Source organism: Ketobacter alkanivorans (assembly GCF_002863865.1).
In the GTDB taxonomy this organism is placed as follows: Bacteria; Pseudomonadota; Gammaproteobacteria; order Pseudomonadales; family Ketobacteraceae; genus Ketobacter; species Ketobacter alkanivorans.
The window spans coordinates 4,105,362-4,117,681 of the sequence record NZ_CP022684.1; the positions used below are offsets into that span (position 1 = coordinate 4,105,362).

Annotated in this window: 16 protein-coding genes; 6 read left to right on the forward strand and 10 right to left on the reverse strand. The window is 54.3% G+C overall.

Annotated features, from left to right (window positions below; genetic code table 11):
- Nucleotide 1 precedes the first annotated feature (1 nt).
- Genes Kalk_RS17600 through Kalk_RS17620 form a run of 5 tightly spaced genes read right to left on the reverse strand, consistent with a single transcriptional unit; the run spans nt 2 to nt 3,553 of the window.
- Complete coding sequence (locus Kalk_RS17600; RefSeq protein WP_101895496.1) at nt 2-742, reverse strand: adenosylcobinamide-GDP ribazoletransferase; 741 nt, start codon at nt 740-742, stop codon at nt 2-4.
- A complete protein-coding gene (locus tag Kalk_RS17605; protein WP_101895497.1) occupies nt 739-1,413 on the reverse strand; it encodes a histidine phosphatase family protein in 675 nt (224 codons plus the stop codon). The genes Kalk_RS17600 and Kalk_RS17605 overlap by 4 nt, the downstream gene beginning before the upstream one ends.
- A gap of 3 nt (nt 1,414-1,416) precedes the next feature.
- On the reverse strand, nt 1,417-2,478 hold the full coding sequence (gene cobT / locus Kalk_RS17610) for a nicotinate-nucleotide--dimethylbenzimidazole phosphoribosyltransferase (protein ID WP_101895498.1): 1,062 nt from the start codon (nt 2,476-2,478) through the stop codon (nt 1,417-1,419).
- A complete protein-coding gene (gene cobU, locus Kalk_RS17615) occupies nt 2,475-2,999 on the reverse strand; it encodes a bifunctional adenosylcobinamide kinase/adenosylcobinamide-phosphate guanylyltransferase (RefSeq protein WP_101895499.1) in 525 nt (174 codons plus the stop codon). Before cobU ends, cobT begins: the two co-directional genes overlap by 4 nt.
- The gene (locus Kalk_RS17620) at nt 2,996-3,553 is read right to left on the reverse strand and encodes a cob(I)yrinic acid a,c-diamide adenosyltransferase (protein WP_101895500.1); all 558 of its coding nucleotides are present in this window, start codon (nt 3,551-3,553) and stop codon (nt 2,996-2,998) included. The genes cobU and Kalk_RS17620 overlap by 4 nt, the downstream gene beginning before the upstream one ends.
- 198 nt (nt 3,554-3,751) lie before the next feature.
- On the opposite strand from Kalk_RS17620, the gene Kalk_RS17625 reads away from it, so the two are divergent.
- Entirely contained in the window at nt 3,752-4,036 is a 285-nt protein-coding gene (locus Kalk_RS17625) for a hypothetical protein (RefSeq protein WP_101895501.1), read from the forward strand.
- Here the strand turns inward: Kalk_RS17625 and Kalk_RS17630 are convergent.
- Both Kalk_RS17630 and Kalk_RS17635 read right to left on the reverse strand, forming a co-directional pair.
- Entirely contained in the window at nt 4,026-4,907 is an 882-nt protein-coding gene (locus Kalk_RS17630) for a ketopantoate reductase family protein (protein WP_101895502.1), read from the reverse strand. The two genes, Kalk_RS17625 and Kalk_RS17630, sit on opposite strands and share 11 nt — an antisense overlap.
- 40 nt (nt 4,908-4,947) lie before the next feature.
- Entirely contained in the window at nt 4,948-5,922 is a 975-nt protein-coding gene (locus Kalk_RS17635; protein ID WP_101895503.1) for a GGDEF domain-containing response regulator, read from the reverse strand.
- Between the two features lie 206 nt (nt 5,923-6,128).
- Here Kalk_RS17635 and Kalk_RS17640 point away from each other — a divergent pair, with 206 nt between their 5' ends.
- Nucleotides 6,129-7,481 carry an AmpG family muropeptide MFS transporter gene (locus Kalk_RS17640; RefSeq protein ID WP_101895504.1) on the forward strand — a complete coding sequence of 451 codons (1,353 nt, stop codon included), beginning with the start codon at nt 6,129-6,131 and terminating at the stop codon, nt 7,479-7,481.
- On the opposite strand, the gene Kalk_RS17645 is transcribed toward Kalk_RS17640, so the two are convergent.
- Nucleotides 7,478-7,789 carry an MGMT family protein gene (locus tag Kalk_RS17645; RefSeq protein WP_101895505.1) on the reverse strand — a complete coding sequence of 104 codons (312 nt, stop codon included), beginning with the start codon at nt 7,787-7,789 and terminating at the stop codon, nt 7,478-7,480. The two genes, Kalk_RS17640 and Kalk_RS17645, sit on opposite strands and share 4 nt — an antisense overlap.
- A 92-nt stretch (nt 7,790-7,881) precedes the next feature.
- Nucleotides 7,882-8,640, reverse strand: a complete 759-nt coding sequence (locus Kalk_RS17650) for an SDR family oxidoreductase (protein ID WP_101895506.1) — start codon at nt 8,638-8,640, stop codon at nt 7,882-7,884.
- A gap of 283 nt (nt 8,641-8,923) precedes the next feature.
- On the opposite strand from Kalk_RS17650, the gene Kalk_RS17655 reads away from it, so the two are divergent.
- Nucleotides 8,924-9,547 (forward strand): hypothetical protein, encoded by a 624-nt coding sequence (locus tag Kalk_RS17655; RefSeq protein ID WP_158643558.1) that lies wholly within the window; start codon nt 8,924-8,926, stop codon nt 9,545-9,547.
- A gap of 4 nt (nt 9,548-9,551) precedes the next feature.
- On the opposite strand, the gene Kalk_RS17660 is transcribed toward Kalk_RS17655, so the two are convergent.
- Nucleotides 9,552-10,364, reverse strand: a complete 813-nt coding sequence (locus tag Kalk_RS17660) for a hypothetical protein (RefSeq protein ID WP_101895508.1) — start codon at nt 10,362-10,364, stop codon at nt 9,552-9,554.
- 111 nt (nt 10,365-10,475) lie between these two features.
- On the opposite strand from Kalk_RS17660, the gene Kalk_RS17665 reads away from it, so the two are divergent.
- The 3 genes from Kalk_RS17665 (at nt 10,476) to Kalk_RS17675 (ending at nt 12,287) form a co-directional block, all read left to right on the forward strand.
- Nucleotides 10,476-11,195 (forward strand): HugZ family pyridoxamine 5'-phosphate oxidase, encoded by a 720-nt coding sequence (locus tag Kalk_RS17665; RefSeq protein ID WP_101895509.1) that lies wholly within the window; start codon nt 10,476-10,478, stop codon nt 11,193-11,195.
- Nucleotides 11,196-11,199: 4 nt separating this feature from the next.
- Nucleotides 11,200-11,730 (forward strand): FxsA family protein, encoded by a 531-nt coding sequence (locus Kalk_RS17670; protein WP_101895510.1) that lies wholly within the window; start codon nt 11,200-11,202, stop codon nt 11,728-11,730.
- Between the two features lie 266 nt (nt 11,731-11,996).
- Nucleotides 11,997-12,287 (forward strand): co-chaperone GroES, encoded by a 291-nt coding sequence (locus tag Kalk_RS17675; RefSeq protein ID WP_101895511.1) that lies wholly within the window; start codon nt 11,997-11,999, stop codon nt 12,285-12,287.
- The last annotated feature ends 33 nt before the right edge of the window (nt 12,288-12,320 follow it).

Sequence of the window (12,320 nt, forward strand, 5' to 3'; positions counted from 1 at the left end):
GTCAGGTCAACGTCAGAGCGATGCCCAGCAGTACGGTGGCCTCAAGTATTTCAATACTGGCTCCTGCGGTGTCACCGGTGGTGCCAGCCAGTCGCTTTAGCATCAGGTGTCGCAACCAGAAAAACGTGCCAGTAACCATCAGCACGACCATCACACCGGAAGTTCCCAGGATCGTAAAGCACAACAACGCCATCAACGCGGCTTGCAGGCAGCCACTTCGTTGAGACAATCCATCTTTAAATGGAGCTGCCAGGCCGTGCTCCCGTACGTAGGGTGTGATTAAAAATAACAGGGGTATGGTGCAACGTGAGAGGGCTGGGGCCAACAGCAGAAAAAAGGCGGATTGCAGCACCAGTACATTCAGGCAGGCCAGTTTAACCAGCATGACCAGAACAATGCTGGTGACCCCCGCCGGGCCACAGCGCGGATCTTTCATAATGGCCAGTGTGCGTTCTTTATCATTGCCCCCCAGCCAGGCATCGGCGCTGTCAGCCAGCCCATCCAGATGCAAGCCGCCGGTGAGCACTACCCACAGGCATAGCAGCAGGGCGGCTACGATCAGAGCATCCAGGTTCGGAGCCAGCTGATACAGCAGCCCGCTGGCCAGCATTAAAATTGCCCCGATGATCAAGCCGACAACGCCATACCAATAGATGGATGCTTTTACATCGGCGTCGTTGTAGTCCGTATTGGATACCGGTAAGCGGGTGAGAAACTGAAGGGCAATTTTCAGCGCGTTCATGAGTCGCCCGTGAAACGATTGATGAAGCTGAGCGCGGCATTGTAGGAACCATCGGCTTCTAGATAAAGTTTGAGCCGGGTGATGCCAGCGTAGGGAACTTCAATACGAAAGCTGTCGGCAGGGGCAATATTCAAAAAGTGAGACAGGCTTGCCCGAATCACTCCACCGTGAACCACCAGTAAGAGATGGATGCTTTCCTGCTCTGCCGGCTGTGCATGAATGATGTGCTCAAGGCGGGCTGTTACCCGTTGCATAAACTCACTGTATGGCTCTGCGCCGGGAGGGGTGGTTTGCTCTGGATCTTGCCACAGCGCCTGCAACAATTGCGGGTGTTGTTCCCAGGCCTGCTTGGGGGTAAGCCCTTCCAGATCGCCAAAGCACAACTCTTTCAAGTCGGGCTCGATGCTGATCGGCAGGTTGCACGTATCAGCCAACTCACGAGCGTACTCCTGGCAGCGACGCATGGGGGAGCTGATAATAGCGTGCCACGTTGTGCCTGAACCCGATGTTTTTGGAGCCATTGCCTGGGCGGTAGCATGACGCATTTGCTGCCAGCCGGTCGCCGACAAGGGATCATCGATAGAGCCCCGGTAGCGCACACCACCTTCAGGTTCGCCGTGGCGTAGCAGGTCTAATGTGATTTTACGGGTCTCGGTGGGTGATCCGAACATGCCTTATTCTTCCAGTTTTTCGGATACCGCCGCTTCCGCGAAGGTCGCCATATTGTTGTGTAGGGCGCACGCCAGTCGCAGCAACGGCACTACGGTCGCAGCACCACTGCCTTCGCCCAGGCGCAGGTTAAGATCCACAATCGGCTCAACCTCTAAGTGCTGAATCACCCGCCGGTGCCCGGGTTCTGCAGAGCAATGGCTGAAGAACAGATAAGGGCGGATCGATGGGTTTATTTGCAGGGCCGCCGCGGCCGCCGCTGTGCAGATAAATCCATCCACGATCACCGCCATGCCCGCTTGTGCGGCGGCGATGTAAGCGCCGGTGAGGGCGGTGATCTCGAAGCCGCCGACGACGCGGGAAATGGCCTGAGCGGAGTTTAATGCTGCGCGGTGATTATCCAGTGCTTGTTGGAGAATCTTCACTTTATGCAGCACACCCTGTTGATTCAAGCCTGTACCTGGGCCGGTAATATCGGCCACTGAATAGCCGGTTAACGCCGCCAGCATGGCGGTAGCCGCGGATGTATTGCCGATGCCCATCTCGCCCCCGATGTACAGCTGCGCTTTGTGTTCCAAGGCGCGTGCTACCGAGTCTTGACCCAGTGTCAGCGCCTGCTGCCATTGCGCCTCGTCCATTGCTGCATGCAATAGGAAGTTGGCGGTCTGTTGGGCGATGGGGGCATGCACTACGCCGGGCAGGTCTGCCGGGTCAGCATGGGTGCCCGTGTTTACTACCTCCAGTGATGCACCCAGCTCTTTGGCCAGTACGCTGATGGCGGCACCGCCGTTAATGAAGTTGCGTTGCATCTCGACGGTGACAGCTTGAGGGAAGGCCGAAATGCCTTCTTCCACAATGCCATGATCCCCTGCAAAAACGGCAATGAAGATCTGCTCAAGTTGCGGTTTGAGCTGCCCTTGGATGGCCGCCAATGCGATGGCAATGTGTTCCAGTCGCCCCAGTGCGCCTGGGGGCTTGGTAAGTTGGCCCTGTCGTTCCGTTGCAGCCAATTCCATCGCGGCGCTAGGTGGTACGGCAGGATTAACCCACCAGTTTTGTGTGCTCATGAAGTCACTGCAGGTTTGAGTTGAAGTGGAAGCCCCGCCACCACCAGGGTGACTTGGTGTGCGCGTGCGGCTAATGCCTGATGTAGCCAACCGCTCTCATCCACAAAGCGACGGGTGAGTTTTCCCATGGGAATAACCCCCATGCCGGTTTCGTTGGATACCAGAATAACATCGCTTTGTTGTTCTGAAAGTTGCTGCAGCAGAGCCTGCTTTTGCTCTTCCAAATGGATGCCGTTATCCAGACACAGCAGATTGGATACCCACAAGGTCAGGCAGTCCACCAGAATCAAGGTGTCCGTTGTATTGTGGCGGGCCAATACCTCGGCCAGCGCGACGGGTTCTTCTTCGGTCAGCCAGTGGTTTGGGCGTCGTGTTTGGTGGTGATCAATGCGGGCGGCCATTTCGCCGTCCAGATCCTGGGCTGTGGCAACGTACACCACTTGTTTGCCGCTGGCGGTGGCGCGCTGCTCCGCCAATGTGCTTTTACCGGAGCGGGCCCCTCCCAGAATCAACTGGATCATGATTCGAATCGCTTCCGATTCCACATGACTTCCTCACCTCCATCGGCGCGTGCCAACACTCGAGCCGCTACAAACAGAAAGTCGGAGAGGCGATTCAGATACTTCAGGCCCCACTCGTTGATTGGCTCCGCTTTGGACAGTGATAGCACCCTTCGCTCAGAGCGTCGGCATACTGTGCGGGCCAGATGGCAGGTGGTGGCTGCGCGATTACCGCCAGGCAGGATGAATTCCTTCAGATAGGGCAGCTCGCTGTTCATGGCGTCGATGTGTTGCTCCAGGCGCTGCACGAAGGCCTCGGTGATGACTTTGTGCCCCGGTACGCAAAGCTCGGCACCGATATCAAAGAGGTCATGCTGTATCTCCAGTAACCAACCCTGCACGGGCTCGGTTACGGTCGCTTCGGACAGAACCATGCCAATCACAGAATTTAGTTCGTCGGTGGTGCCATAGGCCTCTACTCGTAGGCTATCCTTATCTACACGGGAGCCATCCCCAAGTCCGGTCGTGCCTTTGTCACCGGTGCGCGTATATATCTTGGATAGGCGGTTTCCCATTGGTGTTATTCCTTACTGATATAGATTTTGGATGAATCGGCTACAATGTGAGCAGTTTATGAGGAATTGCAGGCGGATTTTGTAAAATAAGTCACTTATTTGGGCTGCAATTTACGACTAAGCTGTAGGTGGGTCAAGTCGACGGTAACGCGATTTGACCTGATTTTGCCACATAGTAGTAATGATATGGAGGCTCGAATGAACAGACTCAGCGTAGACGTAGAGTTGTTGAGGGAATTACTCAATGCGGCGTCCCGCACGGCCCTTACCCATCGCGGCAGTGAACACGAAAGCTACGTGCTTGGTCAGTTAGAAGCAACTGCCAACATGGCGTATGTTCTGGTGGCTGGATCCGGTCATGATGAATTGGAAATGTTGTGTCAGCAATTAGCGTTGGATGCACTGAGCCGTTATTCTGAGTTAAGTGGCGGTATGGGTGGAGCGGTAAGCAAATCCATCACGACCATGAGCACTAGCGTTTGATTTGATCGTATAGAGCCTGGTTTTGGGGGCAGTTCAGGTTGAAGCGTTTCGCCTCACGCAGCAGAAATCCTGTGATGTAATCTATCTCTGTTTCCCGTCCGCAGGTTACGTCCTGCAACATTGATGACCGGTTGTGCCCAGTTCTTGTGGCCACGGTTTTTGCCAGCTCGAATAAGTCAGCTGCAGGCTCCCGCAGTGCATGAGTCATCACCGTTTCAACCTCCTTACACACTTTCTCCATTGTCGCCAGGGCTTCGGCATTGCTCAGCAGAGCCCCGTTGGGGCAATCATACATCACCGTTAACGGGTTGATGGCGCAATTAATGGCGAGCTTTTGCCACAGTTGCCGCAGAATGGCCTGATCCTCTTGCAGGTTCAGCCCAAGCCCGCTCCACTGGGCGCAGAGTTGGTGGGCACAGGCTTGCAGATCGGGTGCAAGGGCACCTACGTATGTCGTACCGCTGCCCCCGTGGATCACTTGGCCGGGGGCCGGGCGGTTGGCGCCTTCGGTGGTGGTGGCCAGCAGGCAAACCGTTTCGGGGCAGTATTGTTGTACGGTCTCCCAAGCGCCCATGCCGTTTTGCATCAATACGATCAGACTGTCGGCACCCAGGCGGTGCTTGAGAGGGCGCAGTGCGGCGTCAGTCTGGTGAGCCTTTACGGTGATGAGCAGATGGGTGATGGGGCGTTGCCCATCGTCACACTCAAAACAAAATGACTGGGTGTGATCCCCTTCTTGCAGCAGGATGCTTGTTGGTGACGGGCTGGCCTTGCGGCCGATAAGCACCACAGGAAACCCCGCCCGCTGTAAATGACAGGCGAACAATGAGCCAATCGCGCCGGGCCCCAGAATGTGCCAAGTGGGTTGCATGATGTTGCCTTGAAATACAGATTGGGTAGAACTTGGTTTATCAATCGCTCTTTTTGGCACTGCGCCAGCGAATCACCATCAGGCGACCGGTCTCACGGGCGGACGGAATCTGCTGCTGGGTTATCGCCAGCATCTTGTCGGCGGCGGGGAAGCCGGTTTCCTGATCCGCAGCGGACATGCACATGGATGCTTTGATGTTTACAAACCCCTTGGATGTTTTCAGGGCTTTCACATTAAGGGCATCGTAGATTCGGCGATAGGTCACCGCGTTCGCCTGCATAATATCAGTCTGGTGGGTGACGATGGCAAATTGTTCGTTGGATAGCCGCGCTACCACGTCAAGAGGGCGCACCAACTGACGCAGGCGGCGAGCGGTGCCCACAATGATCTCACGCATGATGTTCTTGCCTTGCTGCTGGATCAGTTCCTTGTAGTTATCAACGTTGATGATCATAACGCAGGCGGCACCCTGGCGGGACTGGGCGTGTTTAATGGTGGCATCCAGCCGTTCGATGGCAAAATGGCCGTTGCCCATGCCGGTCAAGGGATCAACCAGAGAATGCTTTTTGAAGCGCTGGTTGGATTCCACCAGCAACTGGTTTTCTTGCAGCAGACGGTTATGCAGGGAAGACAATCTATCTGCGGCGTAGATGCGAGGCAGTAACTGCTGGTTCATCACTGACTTGTTAATGAAGTCGTCTACACCCTGATCGAATGCCTGACCCAGGGCCTGATCCCCTTCTTTGGCCGTAAGCAGCATAATGTAGGTAAAGTGGTTGGTGGCTTCATCCACTTGGCGAACCTGCCCGGCCAGTTCCAGGCCGTCCATTTCGGGCATCAACCAGTCGGCGATAAGCACGTTTACCGGGCGCGATTCCAGCATGGCCAGGGCCTGCTGTGCGCTGCTGGCGGTGCGAATGTCTTTAAAGCCAGCGGCTTTTAGTGTGCGGCCGATGACGGCACCTGAAAACTTGGCATCGTCGACGATCATAATAGGGAGATCTGGATTAGGCATATGACCTTTTTCAATCCCGGCTTGTTATTATTTGTGGTGTCTCTTGGCCAGTAAGTGTGGTTCAGAGCACAGGATCTGTCTAATTAATATAGCACTGGATTGGCCTCGACTCTGGAACTATATCACTGATTGGATTTGAATTTTTGGAATCGGACGGGAATGCGGTTAGGATTCAGCATGTTTCCCTTAATGACCAAGGATGCTTGATGCAGGATCGTAAACTTACCTGGCTGGAATCGCTGCGTGCCTATGGCCACCCGCGGGTGGTGTCCATGTTGTTCTTGGGCTTTTCTGCCGGTCTACCGTTTCTGTTGGTGTTTTCTACGCTGTCGGCCTGGTTGCGGGATGCAGAGGTGGATCGCACCACCATCGGTTTTTTCAGCTGGGTGGGCATTATGTTCTCCATCAAGGTGTTCTGGTCGCCAGTGGTGGACAGCAGGGCGTTGCCCTGGTTGAGCCGGTGGCTGGGGCAGCGGCGCAGCTGGATGTTGTTGGCGCAGGTTGGCATCATGCTGGCGCTGATTGGCATGGCCCTGACGGATCCGCGCAGTGAACTGGAGCTGCTAGCCAGGCTGGCGGTGTTGGTGGCCTTTTGTTCTGCCACTCAGGACATCTGCATTGATGCCTACAGAATCGAATCGGCGGGAAGCGAGTTGCAAGCCACCATGGCCGCCAGTTATATATTCGGTTATCGACTGGCTATGTTGGTGGCGGGGGCTGGGGCGTTCTATATCGCTGATTGGTATGACTGGGAGACAGCGTACCTGGCCATGGCGGGTTTTATGCTGGTGGGGGTGGTGTGCACTCTGACGGTGTCGGAACCAGACGTGCAGATTGATAGCGGTACGCGGAAGCTGGAAGGCCGACTGATTCATTGGGCAGAGCGTCTGCCGTCGATTCCTGTGGTGATGCCGCGAGCACGCCTGGAGTGGTTTCTGGCGGCAGTGGTGGCACCTTTTGTGGAGTTTTTTCAGCGAAATGGCGTGTATGCGCTGGTGATTCTGTTCTTTATTGCGGTGTTTCGGATCAGCGACATTACCATGGGGGTGATGGCGAACCCGTTCTATTTGGATTTAGGTTTTGAAAAATCAGAGATCGCCTCTGTTGCCAAGATTTTTGGTTTTTTCATGACCATTGCCGGGTCTATTATCGGGGGCGTGCTGGTTTCCCATTTTGGCTTGTTCCGCCCTTTGATACTGGGTGCGGTCATGGTGGCCAGCACCAATCTGCTGTTTGCGTGGATGGCCGGGCAGGAAAAAGATCTGGCGATGCTGGCGGCGGTGATCAGCGCCGATAACCTGTCTGGGGGGATTTCCAATGTGGTGTTCATTGCTTACTTATCCAGCCTTACCAACAAACACTACACCGCCACCCAATACGCACTGTTCAGTTCTTTGATGACATTGCCGGGTAAGTTCATTGGTGGCTTTTCGGGGATCATGGTGGATGGTTACGGCTATGAGTCCTTCTTTGTGTATGCGGCGGTGCTGGGTATTCCTGCGGTGCTGTTGGCGATATACATGATGTGGCGGGACAACAAGCCGAACACTCAGGTTTAGGGTTGCCAGCGATACTGTCGTAACGACACTTTGCCTCCCGTTAGCACAACCCCTTCGGCCAACAGGCGTTGTTGCTGTCGTATCCAGTTATCGGAGCCTGCAGGGAATGCAATCTCGCCTTTGCTGTTGATTACCCGCTGCCAGGGGATCTTGCTGCCTGTGGGCAGGTTTTTCAGCAGCGTTCCCACAAAACGGGCGTGGTTGGGTGCTCCGGCCATGCGTGCGATATCGCCGTAAGTGCTTACGCGACCTTTGGGGATTGAGCCAATTACCTGCAGCAGGCGTTGTTTTAATTCAGCAGAGGACATGGAGTAGAGGGTAGAGCAGATTAGGGAATGGGGCCACCGGAAAATCATCCTACAGAGGCAGGAGGATTTTCCGGCAGTAAAATAGGCGGTGCTTAGCGCAGGCCACCGTCCACTTCTACAACTCGACCTGTGAAATAGTCGTTTTCAAAAATGAAGGTAGCGGCTTTGGCGATGTTGCTGGCTTCACCCAAGCGCTTCAGCGGCACAGCACTGACCAGACGATCGCGGGCTTCTGGCTTCATCGCTGCAATCATGTCGGTATTGATGGTGCCGGGGGCAATGGCACCGGTACGGATGTTATAACGAGCCAGTTCTTTGGCCCAGGATTCGGTCATTGCAACCACACCCGCTTTAGCTGCGGAGTAGTTGGTTTGGCCGAAGCTGCCGTGACGGGCCAAGCTGGAAATGTTCACGATCACGCCTTCGTCTACGCCCAGTTCAATCATTTTGGCTGCCGCTTCACGGGCGCACAGGAACACGCCGGTCAGATTGACGTCGATAACGGTTTGCCATTGCTGGGTGGACATTTTGGTGATGACGCCGTCTTTGGCTTTGATCAACAAGCCGTCACGGGTAATGCCCGCGTTGTTTATCACGCCACTCAAGGTACCGAAATCTGCAACCACATCGGCGAACAGTTTTTCGACTTCCTCTTCCTTGGCAACGTTTACTTTATAACCTTTCGCCTTCACTCCCAGCTCTTCTGCCAGAGCAACGGTTTGTGCAATGTCGTCTTCGTTCAAATCCACTACGGCTACATTGGCGCCTTTCTGGGCAAACGCCAGAACCATACCACGGCCCAATCCGCGACCTGAACCGGTGATGACGACAACTTTATCTTTTAATTCCATGACTGCTTAACCCTCTATGTTCGTGACTATAGTTAGTCCGCTGTAGCTGTAATAGTCGGTTCGACTAGCGAGTCGCGATTATTCCCTGTTTGTGGCCGGATTTCCAGAGGGGAAAGGGTCAGCGGGGCCGGTGTCCGGGCCGTCATCACGCCCAGTGTGTGGTTGGCAGCGAATGAAAACTCAGTTAAGGTGCCGAGTCAGGGGGCTAACAAACCTAGGTGGCGCCTCCAAGGATGAAAGTTTAAGTCGGTTGAATAATTTAATCATGAGAAGGACAAATAGCATGAAGGCCAAGGGTATAGCAGTGAGGCTCGTAAGCATAATGGGTGCGTTGATGATTGTGGCTGGCCAGGCTCAGGCTGAAGTGCCAACCCGTGAAGACGTAACGTTGGTGAAGGTAACTGAGGTGGTTGAGGCGATCAATCACGAAACCCGCGAAGTCACTCTGCGTGGGCCAACCGGCAGCCTAAAGCAGATGACAGTTGGAGACAACGTCAAGCGCCTGGATGAGGTTAAAGTGGGCGATGCGGTCACTGTGGATTTCTTTCTGTCGGTGGCTTACGAACTGCGTGAACCCACTGATGCTGAGAAGCAGGAGCCGTTTGTAGTGCTGGATCAGGCGGTGAAGGCTGATGCTGAGCAATTGCCCGGCGGCGCTGTTTTGAAACAGTTTCGTGCCTTATGCACGATAGAGGGCCTTGATCGAGTGACGGAAACCGTAACCCTGAAAGGCCCCCGTGGTAACTATGGTTTGGTGGCCGTTAAAGATCCGGCCAATTTGCCCAAGCTGCGCATTGGCCAGTCAGTTGTGGTGACCTATACCGAGGCGTTGGCCATATCACTGGAAAAGCCCAGCAGCAGCCTTCCTAGTGCGCCTTCCGGCATGATGTTAAACACCACTAACTAACGGTTCAGAACGGTGTTCCGGCAAACAGGCGGATCACCGTGCCAAACGGGTTGCGCTGGACACCCAGCCCAACCCGGTTTACCTTTGTTATCCATAGATCGATAGGCTTCGGGGCATACAGTGATGCGCCAAGTTCGTAATTCAGATCCCTGGCCGTACGCGATTTGAACTGATCCGCATAGTCGATGCCGTTGTGGCTCCAGGATACCGATCCATACAGGGTAGGGATGGCCATACCGGCTTTCAGGCTCAGGTACATGCCGGACTTGTAATCGAAACCGGTCAGCAGTTTTACATAGTTGTCTTCCACGTTGCTGGAGAAGGTCCGGTATCCCGCCAGAATCAGTTTGTTCACCCAAACGTGGTTATCGATCTCGCCTTGGGTATAAAAGCGGGTATGCAGGCCGGTGGAGAACACTTGGGCTTCTTCTTTGGTGGAAAAGTTCTTGGCGTAGCCGTAATCAATGTGAGGAATCAGCTCCCAGCGATGGTTCACTTTGTAGACCTTTTCAACCCCGGGAATAAGGGTGAGGGTGCCGATGGAGTCCGGTATTTCCAGATCGCCGAGGTTGTCTCTGTCGTAGTCAAAAAAGCCGGCCGAGGTGGATAGGCGGATGCGAATGTCCTCCCGATCCCGCCACTGGAAGGTCATCGGGATATTGAGCACGAACAGCGTGCTATTGGTGGCACCGTATAAACCGCTGCCCATGTAGGTGGCAAAGGCATAGTTGGCTGGTTCTTCGGGCGGCGGTTCGGCGGCGTAACTTAAGCCAGAAAGCAGCATCGCCAGCATGGCGGCTGTCAAAATCCTTAACATGATGTTCGGCTTACTCTCCATCTCCTGAAAAAAACAGCAGGCATGTTACCATCACCTCATGATAAGCGCAGTCACTACCAATAGTAGTTATTGCCCAGGTATATAGAGAGGATGACCATGGAAGCAGGCAAGCGCGCCCGCACGGTGTTGCAATCGGTATTCAGTGGTGTGTTGAGTACACACTCGCAAAAATATGACGGTTATCCGTTCGGCTCTGTGGTGCCTTTTTGTCTGGATCAGACCGGCCAGCCCCTGATTTTGATCAGCCGCTTGGCGCAGCACACGCAAAATATTCGAGCTAACCCAAAGCTGTCACTGACACTGTTGGAGGCCAACCCCGATAAGGGGGATGTCCAGCAGGTGGAGCGCCTGACGCTGATTGCCGATGCCGAGCCGGTGAGCGAGACAGAAGCGGCGGCCCAGCTGTATTACCACTGCTTTCCCCAGGCTACCGGCTATCACAACCAGCTGGATTTTGAATTCTACCGGCTCAATCTGAAGCAGCTGCGCTTTATCGAAGGTTTTGGTCAGGCGCGCTGGCTGTCACCGGGCGATGTGGTGCAAGCCAGCCCGTTTTCGCTGGAACAATGGTCGCGTATAGTGGGTCATATGAATGAGGATCATGCAGATGCCATTCAGCACTATTGCGCATTGCAGGCCATTGCCAACCCGGATCGGGATGCCTGTATGGCCTCTATCGACGCAGAGGGAATGGTGCTGAGGGTGCAAGCCCGACTGTTCAGGGTTGAATTTGAACGAATTGTCACCACATCGGAAGAAGCCAGGGCGATTTTGGTGGAAATGGCCCGTACACCAGTCAAGCAGGATTAAAGCTATGGGATTTGGGCGCGTTTTTATTTTTATTTTTGTTTTCGCTCTGTTGGAGGCCATTGTGTTGGGGCAAGTGGCCCAGAGCATTGGCTGGGCGGTGACTATTTTGCTGACGGTGCTCACGGCGATGATGGGCTCGTTGCTGTTTCGCTGGCAGGGTGTAGAGACCTGGATCCGCCTTAATAAACGTATGCAGCAAGGTGAGATGCCCGGTGCCGAGATGGTGGAAGGGGTTATGCTGCTGTTGGGTGGTGCGCTGCTGATCACCCCTGGTTTCATTACGGACGCAGTGGGTTTTCTGCTGTTGCTGCCTCAAAGCCGTAAGGCTTTCGCCTCGTATGTTGTTAAAAAAGGCATGATGCAGGCATTTACCCGCGGCCCAGGCCAGGGCAATGTCTGGGTTTATCAGCGTGGCAGCTACGGCCCTGGAGCGACTCAACCGGATTCAGATCAGCAGCGGCCGACCGTCTACGAAGATCGTCAAGGCCATTTCGTAATCGAAGGCGAAGTGGAGAAAAAAGACGAAACCCCTTAAAAACTGCTGCTTTCTTCACCAGTATTCACTGATTTTTATAAAAAAAGTTCGATCAGCCCCTTGAAATCACTCTTCGCAGCCCCAGTTATGGGGCATCGCCGACAATGTGCCCGGAAAGGTAATCTGAGCTCTTGACGGAAGTTTTCGCGGCACTATTATTAGCACTCTTGGATTGAGAGTGCTAATAACTGGTATCGCTCTAATCGTTGTATCAACCTGGCTAGCTACTTGGCCAACATCAAGGTTAATTGGGAGATAAAAAACTCATGAATATCCGTCCTTTACATGATCGCGTCGTGATTCGTCGTGTTGAAGAGGAAACTAAAAGCGCAGGTGGTATCGTTCTGCCCGGTTCCGCCACTGAAAAGCCTTCTCAAGGCGAAGTGCTGGCTGTGGGTCCTGGTCGAGTATCAGAGACTGGCGAAGTTCGCCCTCTGGATGTAAAAGCTGGTGACAAAGTTATCTTCGGTCAATACGCCGGTAGCACCGTAAAAATCGACGGTGAAGAGCTGTTGATCATGGGCGAAAACGAAATCTTTGGTGTTCTGGAAGGCTAAGCCTCCGCCACATTTCACTCATTGAAGAAACTA